Source organism: Halpernia sp. (genome assembly GCF_048269545.1).
Taxonomy (GTDB): domain Bacteria; phylum Bacteroidota; class Bacteroidia; order Flavobacteriales; family Weeksellaceae; genus Halpernia.
The window spans coordinates 420,620-437,073 of record NZ_JBLXIJ010000001.1 but is presented as its reverse complement, the minus strand read 5'-3'; the positions used below and the strand labels follow the sequence as shown (position 1 = coordinate 437,073).

Annotated in this window: 13 protein-coding genes and 1 pseudogene; 5 read left to right on the top strand and 9 right to left on the bottom strand. The window is 32.2% G+C overall.

All coding sequences use genetic code 11. The annotated features are described in order from the left end of the window. Nucleotides 1-3 precede the first annotated feature (3 nt). From ACN0WB_RS01980 to ACN0WB_RS01960, 5 genes are all read right to left on the bottom strand, one after another. On the bottom strand, nt 4-537 hold the full coding sequence (locus ACN0WB_RS01980; protein WP_417428304.1) for a DUF3575 domain-containing protein: 534 nt from the start codon (nt 535-537) through the stop codon (nt 4-6). Nucleotides 538-871: 334 nt separating this feature from the next. Further along, complete coding sequence (locus tag ACN0WB_RS01975) at nt 872-1,522, bottom strand: 50S ribosomal protein L25/general stress protein Ctc (RefSeq protein ID WP_417428302.1); 651 nt, start codon at nt 1,520-1,522, stop codon at nt 872-874. A gap of 144 nt (nt 1,523-1,666) precedes the next feature. Then, nucleotides 1,667-2,611 (bottom strand): ribose-phosphate pyrophosphokinase, encoded by a 945-nt coding sequence (locus ACN0WB_RS01970; RefSeq protein ID WP_417428300.1) that lies wholly within the window; start codon nt 2,609-2,611, stop codon nt 1,667-1,669. A 98-nt stretch (nt 2,612-2,709) separates the two neighbouring features. Continuing rightward, entirely contained in the window at nt 2,710-4,212 is a 1,503-nt protein-coding gene (locus tag ACN0WB_RS01965; protein ID WP_417428299.1) for a G-D-S-L family lipolytic protein, read from the bottom strand. A gap of 13 nt (nt 4,213-4,225) precedes the next feature. Then, nucleotides 4,226-5,464 (bottom strand): OmpP1/FadL family transporter, encoded by a 1,239-nt coding sequence (locus tag ACN0WB_RS01960; protein WP_417428297.1) that lies wholly within the window; start codon nt 5,462-5,464, stop codon nt 4,226-4,228. Nucleotides 5,465-5,798: 334 nt separating this feature from the next. Between ACN0WB_RS01960 and ACN0WB_RS01955 the strand changes: the two genes are divergently transcribed. The 5 genes from ACN0WB_RS01955 to ACN0WB_RS01935 all read left to right on the top strand — a co-directional run bounded on the left by ACN0WB_RS01955 (nt 5,799) and on the right by ACN0WB_RS01935 (nt 12,819). Next, a complete protein-coding gene (locus ACN0WB_RS01955; RefSeq protein WP_417428295.1) occupies nt 5,799-7,055 on the top strand; it encodes a PSP1 domain-containing protein in 1,257 nt (418 codons plus the stop codon). Then, nucleotides 7,048-7,509, top strand: coding sequence for a gliding motility lipoprotein GldH (locus ACN0WB_RS01950; protein ID WP_417428293.1), 462 nt, complete (start codon nt 7,048-7,050; stop codon nt 7,507-7,509). The genes ACN0WB_RS01955 and ACN0WB_RS01950 overlap by 8 nt, the downstream gene beginning before the upstream one ends. 6 nt (nt 7,510-7,515) lie before the next feature. Then, the gene (locus ACN0WB_RS01945) at nt 7,516-9,891 is read left to right on the top strand and encodes a penicillin-binding protein 1A (protein ID WP_417428291.1); all 2,376 of its coding nucleotides are present in this window, start codon (nt 7,516-7,518) and stop codon (nt 9,889-9,891) included. A gap of 83 nt (nt 9,892-9,974) precedes the next feature. Then, on the top strand, nt 9,975-11,513 hold the full coding sequence (locus tag ACN0WB_RS01940) for a protein adenylyltransferase SelO (RefSeq protein ID WP_417428289.1): 1,539 nt from the start codon (nt 9,975-9,977) through the stop codon (nt 11,511-11,513). A 31-nt stretch (nt 11,514-11,544) separates the two neighbouring features. Further along, nucleotides 11,545-12,819: a DUF6080 domain-containing protein gene (locus ACN0WB_RS01935; protein ID WP_417428287.1), complete on the top strand. Its 1,275-nt coding sequence runs from the start codon at nt 11,545-11,547 to the stop codon at nt 12,817-12,819. Nucleotides 12,820-13,042: 223 nt separating this feature from the next. Here ACN0WB_RS01935 and ACN0WB_RS01930 read toward each other — a convergent pair whose 3' ends face one another. The 4 genes and pseudogenes from ACN0WB_RS01930 to glmM all read right to left on the bottom strand — a co-directional run bounded on the left by ACN0WB_RS01930 (nt 13,043) and on the right by glmM (nt 16,334). After that, on the bottom strand, nt 13,043-14,413 hold the full coding sequence (locus tag ACN0WB_RS01930) for a tetratricopeptide repeat protein (protein WP_417428285.1): 1,371 nt from the start codon (nt 14,411-14,413) through the stop codon (nt 13,043-13,045). A gap of 49 nt (nt 14,414-14,462) precedes the next feature. Then, nucleotides 14,463-14,726 (bottom strand): annotated as a pseudogene (locus ACN0WB_RS01925) (Txe/YoeB family addiction module toxin). After that, nucleotides 14,717-14,911, bottom strand: a complete 195-nt coding sequence (locus ACN0WB_RS01920; RefSeq protein ID WP_417428283.1) for a DUF2683 family protein — start codon at nt 14,909-14,911, stop codon at nt 14,717-14,719. The pseudogene ACN0WB_RS01925 and the gene ACN0WB_RS01920 overlap by 10 nt, the downstream one beginning before the upstream one ends. A gap of 40 nt (nt 14,912-14,951) precedes the next feature. Next, nucleotides 14,952-16,334 carry a phosphoglucosamine mutase gene (gene glmM / locus ACN0WB_RS01915; RefSeq protein ID WP_417428281.1) on the bottom strand — a complete coding sequence of 461 codons (1,383 nt, stop codon included), beginning with the start codon at nt 16,332-16,334 and terminating at the stop codon, nt 14,952-14,954. Nucleotides 16,335-16,454 lie beyond the last annotated feature (120 nt).

Here is a 16,454-nt window from a genome sequence, read left to right as displayed (position 1 = left end):
TCTTTAGAATCTATAACCAATTCCGAGCATTCCTTTGCCCGTAATTTTATCAAAATTTCCGCTGCCAAATCTGCGTGCGATTCCGCTACTTAGTTCAAAAATGATGTTTTTACGAGCTACCCATTTCCCACCGAAACCGATCCCCGCGCCAACGGTCGTATTTGTCTCTGGATTTTTTTGTGTATATCCACCGCCGTTGTAATAGTTATAACCTCCGTCTTTTGTGCTTGTAATCGGCACAAAACCTTCTACAAAAAATCCACCGCCATATTTTTTCCCAAAATACATTCTGTAATATGGAGAAATTTGTGAAAAAGCATTATTGTCATTGTCTTTAAAGCCAAAAAGACCGTTTATTCCTACTCCAGAATCTTTGTTGAGAAGTCTTTCATAAGAAAAATTTAGTGCGGCTCCTCCGATAAGTTCTATCGGACTAATCATAATGTCATTTTGCCTCTCGGAGGATTGGCTCTCCGTCTCTTGTGCGGAAATTGCTACGGTTGAAAGTAGTAATGCAGAAAATAATAATTTTTTCATTGTTTTTTAAATTTTGTCAAATATAAATTTTAATTCTGGATAAATTCTTGATTTAAATCAAGTGCACAAAATTTTATGAAGAAGTTGATTTTGCCACGAACCTGTCTACCGACAGGTAGATGCACGAATTTTATTTTTTATTTACTTCCCTTCAAAATTTGCGATACCCGTCGATTTAGCCCCGATTGAAATGGAAATCCTTTTGTTTTTTTACTAAAAACAAAAGATTGCAATGGAAAGCGGGAAGTAAGTTCTAAGATGCAAACTCATCTTGCTCCTAAAAAAAATTCCCGTCCAAATAAATGGGCGGGAATCTGTAAATTCTGATAAATTTTTATGCTTCTGCGCTTTCTGTAGCAGTTTCTCCACCTTCTGGCGTTGTGTTTTCTGCTCCTTCTTCCGCTGTTTCTTCTTCATCATCTGCATCTGCTCCTTTGATAGCTGTTCTTGCCATTCTTACCGCAACAACAACTGCATTATCTGGATGCATAAATGTGAATTTTTCAGTTTTGATATCTCCAACGTAAAGTTTCATACCAATTCTTAAAGCCGTAATATCTACTACAACTTCATCTGGAAGATTTCCTGGAAGTGCTTTTACTTTTAGTTTACGGAATGGGTTTCTAAGAACACCACCTGCAACAACACCTCTTGCACGACCTGTAAGTCTTACTGGAACTTCCATCATTACTGGTTTATCATCACTTAATTGATAAAAATCTGCATGAAGAATTTTGTCAGTTAAAGGGTGAAATTGAATGTCTTGCAATACTGCAGGAATTTTTTTTCCTTCTAATTCCAAATTAACCGTGTGTGCTTCCGGAGTGTAAACTAAATCTTTGAAAGATTTCTCTTCCGTAGAAAAATTTAGTGTTTCTTTTCCTCCATAAACAACACAAGGAACTAATTCAGCATCACGTAAAGCTTTTGTCGACTTTTTGCCTACGTTTTCTCTTTTTGTACCTTGAATTGTAATTGATTTCATATAAAATATTTATTATTTTTTATCGGTTAAATGTTATCGCCAAACTTCAGATTTGTTTGTTTACCAAGTTTTTTAGTGGCGATTTCATTATATAAATTTAAAAATTTTTCTTGTTAAAATATTATTTAATACATTGAAAATGAATTAAATAATAAACTTATTACTAATAGATTTGTGCTCATGAACCATGCGCATTACATCCGCAAATAACGGAGCGCAAGATAACACTTTTATTTTGCTTGACAAATTGTTTTTTATTGGAATTGAATCTGTTACGATAACTTCCAATAACTTGGATTTTTCTATGTTTTCATAAGCATTTCCAGAAAGCACAGGATGAGTTGCCATTGCTCTTACAGATATTGCTCCATTTTCCATAATAATTTCGGCTGCTTTACAAAGTGTTCCTGCTGTATCAATCATGTCATCTATTAAAATGACGTTTCTGTCTTTCACTTCACCAATGAGAAACATATCTTCAATAACATTTGCTTTTTTTCTTTCTTTGTAAGCAATTACAACATCTGCGCCGAGATGTCCCGCATAATTTTTCGCTCTTTTTGCACCACCCATATCGGGAGAAGCAATCGTCAAATCTTGGATATTATTAGACAAAATATAGTCTATAAAAATAGTGGAAGCATAAAGATGATCAACAGGAATTTCAAAAAACCCTTGAATTTGATCAGCGTGCAAATCCATTGTCATAACTCTGGTTGCTCCGGCTGCAGTTAAAAGATTAGCAACTAATTTTGCTCCAATTGGTGCTCTTGGTTGATCTTTTCTGTCTTGTCTAGCCAAACCAAAATATGGCAAAACTACTGTAATACTTTTAGCAGAAGCTCTTTTTGCGGCATCAATCATTAGTAATAATTCTAATAAATTATCTGCGGGTGGAAAAGTAGATCCTATTAAGAAAACTCTGCCGCCTCGAACGGATTGGTCGAGAACCGGCTCAAATTCTCCATCTGAGAAAGTTTGAAAATTAATTTTCCCTAAACTTTGTCCATAATACTCTGCAATTTTATTGGAAAGAACTACGCTGGTTCTTGTAGAAAATAAATAACTAGCTTGGTGATTTTCGCTCATCTTGGGTTTATTGATTTTTTACTTGTGCAAATTTAAAAAAATAAAACCACCTGAAATCATTTCAAGTGGTTTTAAATTAATTAATTTTTAAATTCTTATTATGGAAATTTTACTCCGGAATATTTATTAATATTAACCATTGGTAAGGTGGAACCATACTTCGCATTAATTTGCTTCATAAATTCATTAGCAATTAGACCATATCCTCTTCCGGTAAGGTGAACTCCATCTAAAGAAAAAGTTCCTCCAGTTACAAACTTTGTGGTGTATTTTACTCCATCAAAACTTATTCCTGAAGCTCCCGCTAACTCTATCATTTTTGCGTTTGCATCTACATACGCTAAATTATTTGCATCAGCCGCAGATTTAATTATTCCATTAAATGCTGTTGTAGCAGTCAAAACATTATCAACTTCACTATCTGTTCCTGTTCCAAATTTACCTCTTAAAACATGTTTATCCTCTAAAGGAAAAGTAACGCCGTATTTATTAAATGGTGAAACCGCATATGGTGAACTTGGTGCGGTACCAATTACAGAACTTGTTGTTAAAGGAATTAAATCCGCTGCAGTTGCATGTCTTGCTTGTCCAAAAACAACACCCATTAAGCCGGCTTGTTGTGGTGAAACACCTGCTTGAATTAATGCTCCTGTAATTTGTGCAGAAAGATTGGTTAAACTTTCATCTTTCAGAAGTAATGGATTATTTGCTAAACTTAATAATTGCAATCTATTTCCTTGCCCATAAGCTGTAAGAATTTGTTTTAAAGGTCCAAAGACTTGTGCATTTAAAGCTGAAACACTTGCTTGATCTAATGGAACAGGATTATAAGGAACTGTTGTAAAAAATGGTAAAGATGTTACATTTGGTATATTTGCAACGACTCCTTTAGCTCCTTGTGATATTAAAGTAGAAACTAATATTCCATAAGCTTGGCTAAATGTATTTGTTGGTGTAATTGGATTTGAATCATCTCCTCCAGATGTTGCATATCCTAAAACATCATTATTACCAATCCATAGTGAGAAAAATGTCGGTTTTTGTGACATTACATCGCCTAAAACTGTAGCATTTGCAGAAGAAGAAAATCTCACAAAATAAGGATTCGCAGTTCCTGTTGCTAAACCAGCTGCACTTCCATAACCGGGAGCCAACAAATGAAAAGATTTTGCTCCTGGAACCCCCATATTTTGATATGGTCCAGAAGAAAAAATATTGGCTAAAGTCGTAGTTCCAACTCCAGACGCTGGAACTGGCGCTAAAGCTCCATTTACAACAGCTAAAATCAATTTATTTCCTACTCCTACCGAAGGGATTCCTCCTAAATTGTCTGACATTAAAGGTTGTTTAAATTCTCCTCCACCTGCAAGTTTCATTTGGTTTGCCATCATTGATGGAAAAGATTCATTTTGCCCATCAACATAAAGTGCACCATTACTATAACCTGAAGTAAGAGAATTTCCAACCGCCACATATTTACTAAAATCGGCACTTCCTTTTGTAACTACAATGCTATTTACATCTTGGTCAAAATCCGTTTTACAACTTATCGTGAACAAAAGAGCAGAAGTTGCTATACTTGATATTAATATTTTTTTCATAATTATTTAAAAATTAAAATGCGTTATAAGAAAGACCTAAACCGAAGTAATATGCTTTAGCTTTAGCTTGTCCGATAAAATTATTGTAAGTGTTATTTACTTTTCTACTTTCTGGGAAGGCAATTCCACCAGCAACATCTACACCGAAACCTTTGAAAACTTTAAAGCCAAGCCCCGCCGTAATTACACTTGAATCAAAAGATGGTGTTTCTGCTTGAAAGTTTTTATCTGTATAGGGTGATTCATCATAGTAATATCCCGCTCTTAAAGCAATCATATCCGAAACTTGATATTGTGTTCCAATTCTAAAAGTTTTGGTATTATGAAAATTTTTCGGACTCACTAAAATTGTTGGATCATTTGGTTGATTACCAATCGGTGCATTTGCAAAATCTAAAGTCAGCTTATTATATCTTTCCCAACCAGAATAATTGAAATCTCCAGAAACTAACCATTTAGGTGTGATTTTATAAGTCGCTCCAATTGTAAATTCATCCACTAAAGGTAAAGTAGCTGTAAAAGTATCTTTTCCAGATGCATCTAATCCTAAAGAAGAATATAAAGCTGGAGAAATATTAAAACTTACTAAGCCTTCTTTTGCTTTCATATCTACTGGTGAACGGTAAGCCACACTTATATCCCATTTTGCGTTTGGTTGAAAATAAAAGCCTAAACCAAAACCACTTCCCGTTGCTTTGTCATCTTTTAAATTTAATGTTCCTCCAATTTGCGTAGCAGCTTTATCCCAATCTACACTTCCTTTTGCATAAATATAACTTCCACCCACGGAAACCCATGGAGCTAATTTTACGGAAATCATAGGTTGAAAGTAAAATGCTTTTAATTCTAACCTTTGAACAATTTCTCTTCCCGCCCAATTATTTGGCCACTCAATGGTACTTCCGAAAGGTGTAGAAAAACTAAAACCTAGTGAAACATTATCTAATACTTTATATGCAACCGCTGCATAAATAGGTGTTCCAATAGGACTACTTGTATCGTAAGACTCCAATGTGGATAAATCTTGGAAAGTTACGCTTGATTTTGCACCAAAACCGCCCGCTACAATACTTAATTTAGCAGGTATAAATGACATTCCAGCCGGATTAAAAAACGCAACACTTGCGTCTTCTGCATGTGCACTAGTGTGCGCCATCGCCAATTGTCTCACTCCTTGAAGAGAAACTCTAAAGCCTCCTGCATAAGCCATAAAACTTGACAATAATACTGTTGAAATTAAGATTTTTTTCATAAAAATGATTATTAATGATTCAAATATAAAATTTATTTAAATACTAATGTTAACTAATCTTAAATATTTTTAAACGAAAGTTAATTTTAAATCACTGTTTGAATTATTATTTTCTATAAAATATTAATTATGAATCAATTGGCTGAAAAATAAATTATAAATTTAAATTTGTTTAATATTAAACAAAAGAATGCATACCATAATAAAAAGATATTTTTTAACAATGATTACAACGAAAAGACAATTTAATAACCAAAAGAATTTTGTTAATTTTTAATCTTATTTTTTTAATTTAAAATTATACTAAATTTGCAATTAATATAAAACAAAAAATATGAGTTGTGGATGCAAAACATCCGGCGATTCTTCCCGTTCTTGCGGTACCAAAAGCGAAAATGGGTGTGAAAGTGTAGATACTTGCGGTAATAGTTATAAATTAAGTGTTTTTGATTGGCTTTCAGACATTCAATCTCCTTCTAAAACCAACAATGATTGGGTAGAAGTAAGGTTTAAAAATGAAAGAAAGTGTTTTTTTAAAAATGTTAATCAGTTACCATTGCATATAGGAAGCATTGTTGCAGTAGAATCTAGTCCGGGTCATGATATAGGTGTAGTAAGTCTTACAGGAGAATTGGTAAATATTCAGATGAATAAAAAACACCAGCCTGAAAATGAAATTTTAAAAGTTTATCGTTTAGCTACGCAAAAAGACATAGAAGTTTGGCAGGGTTTACGAGAAAAAGAAGAAAGTATAAAAATACAAGGCAGAAAAATAGCCTATGCTTTACAATTGGAAATGAAAATTTCTGATGTGGAATATCAAGGAGATGGTGCAAAACTCACTTTTTATTATACTGCAGATAATCGCGTAGATTTTCGACAATTAATAAAAGAGTTTGCTGGAACTTTCCGTTCAAAAATTGATATGAAGCAAATTGGCTATCGTCAAGAAGCAGCAAAAGTGGGTGGAATTGGTTCTTGTGGAAGAGAATTGTGCTGTTCAACTTGGCTCACAGATTTTCGTTCAGTAAATACAAATGCTGCTCGTTATCAGCAATTAAGTATTAATCCACAAAAGTTAGCTGGACAATGTGGAAAATTAAAATGTTGTTTAAATTATGAACTAGATTCTTATTTAGACACACTTAGTCATTTCCCCTCTTCAAATACTACTTTAGACACAGAAAACGGAAAAGCATTTTGTATAAAAATTGACGTTTTTAAGAAAAAAATGTGGTTTGCTTATGCGGATAAAGCAATGGCGTGGTATGATTTGCATATTGATGATGTGAAGGAATTAATGGAAATGAACAAAAAAGGACTTAAAGCCACACCTTTAGAAGAAGTTCGCGTCACAGAAATTAAAGAAAAAGCGGTCGATATTATTCAAGAAAATAACATGGATCGGTTTGAGAAGAAGAAAAACGCCTCAAAGAATAAAAAAAATTGGAATAAAAAACCAAAACCACAAAATAATACGCTCCTAAAAAATACTACAGAAAATAAACCAATTTCTGCTGAAGCAAATACTAATAATCCAAAAAAGAAGTTTAAGAAAAAATACCCGCCAAAACCTAACAACAATGCTTAAAATTGGATCAGTATTTTTATTAATTGTAATACTTTTTTCCTGTAATAGAAAAGATGAGCAAGTTTATGTGAATGACTTAGACGGCACATGGAACAAGAAACAAAAGCAAGAATTTGAATTTAAAATTAATGATGTTCAAAATCCGAAAAATATTATATTTGTAGTAAGAAATAATAATAATTATCCATATAGCAATCTTCGTTTAATTGTGAATTTTGAATCCCCAAATAAGAAAATTACAACAGACACATTGAATTATATATTAGCAAAACCCAATGGAGAATGGCTTGGAACTGGTTTTGGAGAAACAAAAGAAATTTTATTTCAATATAAATTAAATTATAAATTCCCGAAAATTGGTTCCTATAAAATAAATGTCACCCAAGCTATGAGAAGAGATATTCTTCCGGGAATAGAAGATTTAGGTATAAAAGTAGAATCGGCAAAGCCATAAAAAATAATGGAAAAAAATACAGGCACAGGTAAAAAGTCAAGCGCAACCTTTCCTTTACCTCCGAAAAAAAATAAAAACTCCGGCTACAAAAAGTGGATTAAAATAATTTGGATTTCACTTATCGCCGTAGTTTTAGGTATTTCTGCTTTATTCTTTGCAGTTTCACAAGGATTTTTGGGAGAAATGCCCGATGTGCAAGATCTTGAAAATCCAGATATTTACGTTGCTTCTGAAATTTGGTCTTCAGACGGCGTTTTATTGGGGAAATTTGAAAAAGAAAAAACCCAACCGGTTACCTATAAAGAATTACCGCCATTTTTGGTTTATGCTTTACAAGCAAAAGAAGATGAGCGATTTAAAGAACATTCTGGGATTGATTTAAAATCTATTGCGCGTGCAATTTATTTTGGGGGCGAACGAGGCGGTGGTTCTACTATCACACAACAGTTAGCAAAATTATTAATTACAAAAAAAGCCTCTCAAAATAAAATAGAAAGAGCGTTTCAAAAACTAAAAGAATGGTCTATAGCAGTTAGTTTAGAAAGAATTTATACGAAGGAAGAAATCATCACTTTATACTTTAATAAATTTGATTTTCTATTTAATGCAAATGGAATCGAAATGGCTTCAAGAGTTTATTTTAATAAAAAGACCAGCGAATTGACACTTCCTGAAGCCGCAGTTTTTGTAGCGATGTTAGAAAATCCCGTAAAAAATAATCCTTATAGACATCCTGAAGCAGCAAAAGTGCGACGTGACGTAGTTTTAAAACAAATGTTAGATACAGGATATTTAGACCAAGAAACTTATCAAAAAGCAATATCTGAACCGATTAAAGTAGATTTCCATCCCATAAAATCAGTAGACCAAGGTTATTCAGCTTACTATAAATTTTATCTTCGTAAAGAAATAGATGGTTATTTAAAAGATTACGAAAAGAAAACGGGTAAAGAATTAAATCTTTATAAAGATGGATTAAAAATATTTGTAACCTTAGATTCTAAAATGCAACTTTATGCAGAAGAAGCAATAAAAGAGCACCTTACAGATTTGCAGAAAAGATTTGACAATGAACAAAAAGGTAGAAAATTAGCACCTTTTTATTATTTAGATCAAAAGGAAATTGATGCTTTAATGCTTCAAGCAATGAAAAGAACTGGACGTTACAAGCAATTAAAAGCTGCAAATGTTCCAGAAGATTCCATTATGCTTGATTTTAAAACGCCCACAAAAATGTCCAGATTTACTTGGAATGGTGATGAAGAAGTAGAAATGACGCCATACGATTCTATCAGATACAGTAAAGCAATTGCTCAAGCTGGATTAATGGCAATGGAACCCGCAACTGGAGATATAAAAGCGTGGGTCGGTGGAATTAATTGGCAACATTATCAATATGACCATGTAAAACAAGGGAAAAGACAAGTTGGTTCAACTTTTAAGCCTTTTGTTTATGCCGCCGCAATTATTAATTTAGGAAAAACACCTTGTTCTATAGTTTCAAACGAACCTTTTACAAAAGGAAAGTGGACTGTTTCTGAAGGACACGGTTCCATGACTTTAAAGCAAGCTTTAGCAAGATCTATGAATCCACCTGCAGTTAGAACTATGGACGAAGTTGGTGTTGATAATGTTATAAAATTAGCTCGAGATATGGGAGTTACGAGTGATATGCAGAGAAATTTAACCACAGCTTTAGGTTCTTCAGATATTACAATTTACGAAATGCTCGGTGCTTATAACACTTTTGCTAACTATGGTAATTATATAAAACCCGAAATGATTTGGCGAATAGAAGACGCAAACAATCGGGTAATAAAAGAAATAAAACCTGTTGTAAAAGAAGTGATGAATGAATTGTATGCTTATACAATGATTGACATGATGAAAGGTGTTACACAACCAGGCGGAACCGCAGCTGGCGAACTGGGAAGAAGAGGCGTTTCCCAAGCGATTGAAATTGCCGCAAAAACAGGAACAACTCAAAATAATTCCGATGGTTGGTTTATTGGAATGACACCAAAATTAGCAACTGGCGTTTGGGTGGGTTGGGAAGATAGAGCCACTCACTTTTATGGAACCGGCGAAGGACAAGGAGCAAAAATGGCGCTTCCAATTTGGGCGATTTTTATGAAAAAGGTTTGGGCCGATAAAACATTGAATGTTTCACCCGATGATAAATTTGCAAAACCTTCCACATGGACTGGGAATTGTGATGATTTACGTGGTTTAGGCGGCGGTTACGGTGATGAGGGTGGACTTCAAACGATGGAAGAAATTAAAAATCCAAATCCAACTGAACAAAAGAAATCTCCTGCAAAAAAAGAAGACAATGTGAATGAAAAAATTAATTCAACAGACGACGTTGATTTTAATAAATAAAAGTAAATCATATTTTCATTAAAGTCTTTCAGAAATGGAAGACTTTTTGTTCTTAAATACCGAAATTTGTTTAAATTGAAATTATGAATTTATCTAAAATTTCTTCACCATTTATAAAAAAATTTCCTGGAGATTTTTCCGGTAATACACAGCAAAGACAAACGCCCGGAGTTTTATTTTGTACGGTAAAACCTGTGGAATTTGAACATCCAAAATTGATTGCATTTAATGAAAAACTTTCAGAAGAAATCGGTTTAGGAAATTTTGAAGAAACAGATTTAGGTTTTTTAGCTGGAAAAAATTTACCAGAAAATATCGAAACTTACGCTACAGCTTATGCGGGACATCAATTCGGAAATTGGGCAGGACAATTAGGTGATGGAAGAGCAATTTATCTCGGAGAAATTTCAAATGTATTAAATAAAAAAACAGAACTACAATACAAAGGAGCAGGTGCAACTCCTTATTCCAGAACCGCCGATGGAAGAGCGGTTTTGCGTTCTTCTGTTCGAGAATATTTGATGAGTGAAGCCATTCATTATTTAGGAATAAAAACCACGCGTGCTTTAAGTTTGGTGAAAACTGGCGAAAATGTTGTTCGAGATGAAATGTACGATGGAAATCCACAATATGAAAAGGGCGCGGTAATCATAAGAACTGCAGAATCTTTTTTACGTTTCGGTCATTTCGAATTGATTTCTGCACGGAAGGAATTGGATACTTTAAAAGAATTAGCAGATTTTACAATAGAAAATTATTTTCCAGAAATTGACAAAAATAAACCAGAAAAATATGCAGAATGGTTTCAAAATATTTCTGAAAAAACTGCTGATTTAATTGTTGATTGGTTTCGAGTTGGTTTTGTTCACGGCGTGATGAATACTGATAATATGTCAATTTTAGGTTTAACAATTGATTACGGACCATTTTCTTTTTTAGATGAATACGATTTAAATTTCACTCCAAATACAACCGATTTACCTGGAAGAAGATACGCTTTCGGAAACCAAGGAAAAATGGCACAATGGAATTTATGGCAATTGGCAAATGCACTTTTTCCTTTAATAAATGACGAAAAAATTCTACAAGAAATTCTTAATAATTTCAGTGAATATTTTTGGAAAAAACACGACAAAATGCTTGCTAACAAATTTGGCTTGGATGAAATTTTAGATTCAGATCTAGAATTTTTCACGCAATGGCAAAGTATAATGCAAGATTTGAAAATAGATTACACTTTGTTTTTTAATAAGTTAGAATTAATTACAGAATCTTCTGATGCAAAATTTTTTGAAGCTACGTTTTATGAAGAATTAAGTAAAAACTCAAGAGATAATTTTAATCAATTTTTAAAAGTTTACCGAGAAAGATTAACAAAAAATAAAATTTCTCGTGAAGAATCTCAACAATTAATGGCAAAAAACAATCCGAAATTTATTTTACGAAATTATCTACTTTATGAGTGTATTTCAGAATTAAATCAAGATAAAACTGAACTTTTTAAAAAATTAAGAAAAGCCTTAGAACAGCCTTACGAAGAAATTTATCCTGAGTTTTCTATAAAAAGACCAGCGAAATATGAAGGTATTGTTGGTTGCTCAAGTTTGTCTTGTAGTTCGTAAAAAAATGTAATTTTGCGGAAATTAATTTCATTTGAATTTCAAACAAAAATCCACAGATATTTTAAAAACAATATTTCCAAGCGAATGGAATGAGTTTTTTTTATTCATTTTCTTTCTTACTATTTACGGTATTTTAGGAAGTTTTATTGCGCTGAATTACAGAATTATTTTTGATAATAGAATTCCGTGGGACGCTTATTTTAGTTTTGATAACCGCGCAATTATTATGACAGGCGGAGGTTTTGAGCGGCATCCACTTTCTAATTATTTTTTTGATGGCATCAGAAACTTTGCTTTTTGGATTTCTAATGGTAAAATGGATTCTACTTTCAGATTGGTTTTAGCGTTGTGCAGCAATTTTGCAGTAAGTTTAAGTTTGGTGCAAATTTTTAAATATTTAAAAAATATCATTAAACTTCCTCTAAAAATTTCACTTTTAATAATCGCGTTTTTCGCACTTTTTTCTACCAATATTTTATTGTCTTTTACGCCAGAAACTTATACTTATACTTTGTTTTTATTGGTTTTATTTAATTATTTTTCCGCTTTAAAGTTAAGAAAAGACGAAAAAATTTCAGGTGTTGCAATGGTTTTATCAACCGTTTTTTTAGGCGGTTTAACGATTACAAATGCAGTGAAAGTTTACATTCCAGTTTTATTTGAAAAGAAATTATTTTGGAATTGGAAGAAAATTTTAAATGCAAAATTACGCGTAATAATTTCTATCCTTATTTTTGCGTTGCTTTACTTAAACCGTTTAAATTTCAATTACCACCTCATCTTTCAAAAAACCGAAACACAATATGAGAAATTTTCTAACCCGAAAATAACGCCACTTTGGGATATGATTTCTTCTTGGTTTTTTGGCGGAAATATTTTGTTTTCAAATTTTGCCATTCGAGATTATCACAGTTTAAAAGGATTTAAATACAAAGCTTTGTTTATGGACGTTTACAGCAGTTGGATTCCTTATGTTTTTGTAGTAATTGTTTTAATTTTAATCCTTTGGAGTTACGGAAAAAATTTCAAAAATAAACTCGTTCAAATTCTGATGATTTCGTTTTTAGTAGATGTCATCATACATTGTGTTTTAAAATTCGGTTTGCACACATCTTATATTTACGGCGGTCATTTTGTGTTTGTTTATCCGCTTTTATTGGGTTGGTTATTTTTTGCTTATAAAAATTCACCGAAAGTTCAGTCGATTTTATACGCCATAACTTGTGTTTTAGTGGTTTATTTGGGAATCAATAATTTTATAAGAATGGAAGAGTTTTTTGATTTTCTGAATGCTTATTATAAATAAATTCTTAAAACTTTTATAGCGTGCATTTGTCATTCCTTAGGAATTTAAACGGTTTAGATTAACTAGAAAGCTCGATTTGTTTTAAATTAATTTATTTTATTGAAAAGTCGCAGCCCGACTTGAGCGGAGCTCTTTTTGCCAAAAAAAATTAAATTTCAGCAAAACTTCTTTGGCAAAAAAGCGGGAGCGGAAGGCGGAAAAGCTGCCCAAAAAATTATAAAAATTACTTCTTTTTAGTCCGAACTCTTTTCACTTGATCTTTAATGAAAGGATATTTTAGTTGCATATCTTCCGCTAAATCTGCGTCTAATTCGATTGCAATTTTTAAACTTTCTCTACCTTTTTTATCTTCATTTAAATGAAAATAACAATTGCTTTTTTGGTAAAATAATTCGGCACGATTGTGAATTTTTAAAGCCTTTTCTACCGCTTCTAAAGCTTGAGAGAATTCTCCTAAAAGCATTAAAACTTCTGTAAAAGCGTACCAATTGTAAAATCTCGTCGGTTCATGGTCTAATAAAATTTTGATACAAGCTAAACTTTCTTCAAAATTTCCTGCATCAATATATAAAAACGCCAATCTTTTTTGATAATCTAAATTAATTTCATTAAATGAAACCGCTTCTTTAGCAAAATGCAATGCTTCTTTCATGGATCCCATTTCCTCATAAATGTAGGATTGCTCCATCATTGAAAGGTAAAATTGTGGATCTTCTCTCAAAGATTTTTGAAAATAATTTAGTGCTTGAATTGGCAATTTGCATTCTTTATAACAAAGCCCGATTTTGTATAAAGTGAATGCTTTTGTGTATTCTAAATCAAGCATTTCTTCATAAACTGCAATGGCTTTCTGCCATTCTTTCATGGCTTCAAAACAAGCTGCTTTATTCGCATAAACGCCGATTGATTGGGAATTTATAGCTAAAAGAAAATCAAAACCACGGATGGCTTCTTCGTAATTTTTTTTGTTAAAATAAAATTGTCCATATTCATACCATCCGGTTTCTGAGAAAGGGAATTCATCTAAAAATTTGTTTAAGAAATCAATTGCTTCTTCGCCTCTATTCATTTCATTATAACAAACCATCGCATTTTCCAAAGAATAATCATCCAAAGAATCGACTTGTAGAGCGAGTTTGTAATGTTTCAAAGCGCTAAAAGGATCGCCTAAATTGTGATATTCATCGGCAATGAAATTGTGCAAAAAATTTTCTTCATCTTCTAGTAGCAAAGCTTTTTCGCAAAATTCAATAGATTTTCTAGGATTTCCTAAATTTGAATAATATTTTGCGCAACAAACTAAGAAATCTGTGTTTTCTTGTGCAGATTCTTTTAGTTCATTAAGTAATTCTTTAGCTTTTGTATATTGCTCTAAATCTAGAAAAACTTCTAATTGTTTTATTTTAATTTGTTGAGAATTAGGATGCACTTTTAAAGCAAAATTGGTTGCCAATTCTGCAAAATTAATATCTCCCATCTCTAAATAATAGATAATGATATCCTCATATTCTTCTGTATCGAAGTAGAGCTCCTCATTATTTTCTACCATTTCTTCGAACTTTTTCACAAGTTCATTTTCAAAAAATTCTTCCAATATATTTTTAAATTTTAGACTTCTCTTATTGTCTAATTTTTTTTACTTTTTATTTTAAATAATGACCTTTTAATGATTGAATATAAATAATATTATTAATTACTTCATATACAATTCTGTGTTCAATATTTATTCTTCTACTCCAACTTCCAGACAATTTATATTTTAATGGTTATGGTTTTCCAATTCCCTCGAATGGGTTTTTTGCAATATCGATAATTAATTCAGATATTTTTCTCTGAATAATTTTATTTCCAGATGATTTCCAAAAATCAAGATCTTTTAAAGCTTGTTTAGAATATTCTATTTCCATAGATCTTCTACAGCAATTTTTTTTGTGTCGCCATTCTTAATCTCTTTTCTGGATCTTTCAATTTTTCTCACGAAATCCTCATCATAAATATCTTTGGATTCTTCAAATTCTATCTCAACAGCTTCTAAAATTCTTTTGATTTTAAATAATTCCTTCTTATTCTTCGGTTTAATGGTAATCGTCATTGCTTAATTTTTTACTTAAATAAAATTACGAAATTTTAAATTAAATCAAACTTTTAATCTTTGCAATCATTTTATCTCCCAAATTATCTGCTTCTTCTTGTGAAAATGCTTCCGTGTAGATTCTGATAATTGGTTCTGTATTAGATTTTCTAAGATGTACCCAATTATTTTCAAAATCTATTTTTACACCATCTACAGTGGAAACTTCTTCATTTTGATACTCCTTTTCCATCTTTGTTAAAAGTGAATCCACATCAATTTCTGGCGTTAATTGTATTTTTTTCTTACCCATAAAATAACTTGGATAAGTTGCTCTCAACTCTGAAACCGTTTTATTTTCTTTTGCTAAATGGGTTAAAAACAAAGCCACTCCAACCAAAGAATCTCTACCGAAATGCAAATCTGGATATATAATTCCGCCGTTTCCTTCGCCGCCAATTACGGCGTTTTTCTCTTTCATTAAATTTACGACATTTACTTCTCCAACTGCGCTCGCAAAATAATCTGAATTATGTTTTTTTGCAATATCTCGCAAAGCACGGCTTGAACTCAAATTTGAAATGGCAACACCTTTTTTATTTTTCAATAAATAATCTGCAACCGCAACCAAAGTATATTCTTCACCGAATAATTCGCCATTTTCATCCACCAAAGCCAAACGATCTACATCTGGATCTACCACAATTCCTAAATCTGCTTTTTCCTCTTTTACCAATTTGCAAATATCTCCCAAATGTTCTTTTAAGGGTTCTGGATTGTGCGGAAATTGTCCGTTTGGTTCGCAATAAAGTTTGATAGTTTCGCAACCTAATTTATCTAAAAGCATCGGAATTGCAATTCCTCCAGTGGAATTTACGGCATCTAAAACGACTTTAAATTTTCTAGATTTTATGGCTTCTGCATCAACCATCGGTAAATTTAGAATTTGTTGAATATGAATGTCAAAAGCATTTTCATTGATTTCATAAGTTCCTAAATCATCAACTTTCGCGAAATTGAAATTTCCATCTGCGGCTAATTTTAAAACATCTGCACCGTTTTCAGAATTGATGAATTCGCCTTTTTCATTTAATAATTTTAAAGCATTCCACTCTTTTGGATTATGAGAAGCCGTTAAAATAATTCCACCGTCTGCATTTAATTCTGGAACCATTATTTCCACAGTTGGCGTTGTGGAAAGTCCCAAATCTATCACATTTATTCCCAAACCTTGCAAAGTTGCGCAAACTAACGAATTCACCATTTTACCGGAAATTCTTGCGTCGCGACCAACAACAATGGTTAAGTTTTTTTTATTTTTATTAGTTTGAAGCAAAGTTCCGAAAGCGGCAGAAAATTTTACCACATCTAAAGGCGTTAAATTTTCATCAACTTTTCCACCGATTGTTCCGCGGATTCCGGATATACTTTTTATTAAAGACATAGAATATTTTTATTAAATAAATAATTGGTGCAAAAATACGGAAATTAGAGTTTGAATATTTATTTAGATTATCAAAAATTTTTAAGAACAGCCGCAATTTTTATCACAACCTGTTTTACT

Excerpts from the sequence above, each read along its gene's own strand:
- ACN0WB_RS01975 (WP_417428302.1), bottom strand. The coding sequence starts at position 1,522 with ATGAAATCAATTACAATTCAAGGTACAAAAAGAGAAAACGTAGGCAAA.
- ACN0WB_RS01950 (WP_417428293.1), top strand. The coding sequence starts at position 7,048 with ATGCTTAAAATTGGATCAGTATTTTTATTAATTGTAATACTTTTTTCC.
- ACN0WB_RS01960 (WP_417428297.1), bottom strand. The coding sequence starts at position 5,464 with ATGAAAAAAATCTTAATTTCAACAGTATTATTGTCAAGTTTTATGGCT.
- ACN0WB_RS01965 (WP_417428299.1), bottom strand. The coding sequence starts at position 4,212 with ATGAAAAAAATATTAATATCAAGTATAGCAACTTCTGCTCTTTTGTTC.
- ACN0WB_RS01945 (WP_417428291.1), top strand. The coding sequence starts at position 7,516 with ATGGAAAAAAATACAGGCACAGGTAAAAAGTCAAGCGCAACCTTTCCT.
- ACN0WB_RS01980 (WP_417428304.1), bottom strand. The coding sequence starts at position 537 with ATGAAAAAATTATTATTTTCTGCATTACTACTTTCAACCGTAGCAATT.
- ACN0WB_RS01940 (WP_417428289.1), top strand. The coding sequence starts at position 9,975 with ATGAATTTATCTAAAATTTCTTCACCATTTATAAAAAAATTTCCTGGA.
- ACN0WB_RS01955 (WP_417428295.1), top strand. The coding sequence starts at position 5,799 with ATGAGTTGTGGATGCAAAACATCCGGCGATTCTTCCCGTTCTTGCGGT.
- glmM (WP_417428281.1), bottom strand. The coding sequence starts at position 16,334 with ATGTCTTTAATAAAAAGTATATCCGGAATCCGCGGAACAATCGGTGGA.
- ACN0WB_RS01920 (WP_417428283.1), bottom strand. The coding sequence starts at position 14,911 with ATGACGATTACCATTAAACCGAAGAATAAGAAGGAATTATTTAAAATC.
- ACN0WB_RS01970 (WP_417428300.1), bottom strand. The coding sequence starts at position 2,611 with ATGAGCGAAAATCACCAAGCTAGTTATTTATTTTCTACAAGAACCAGC.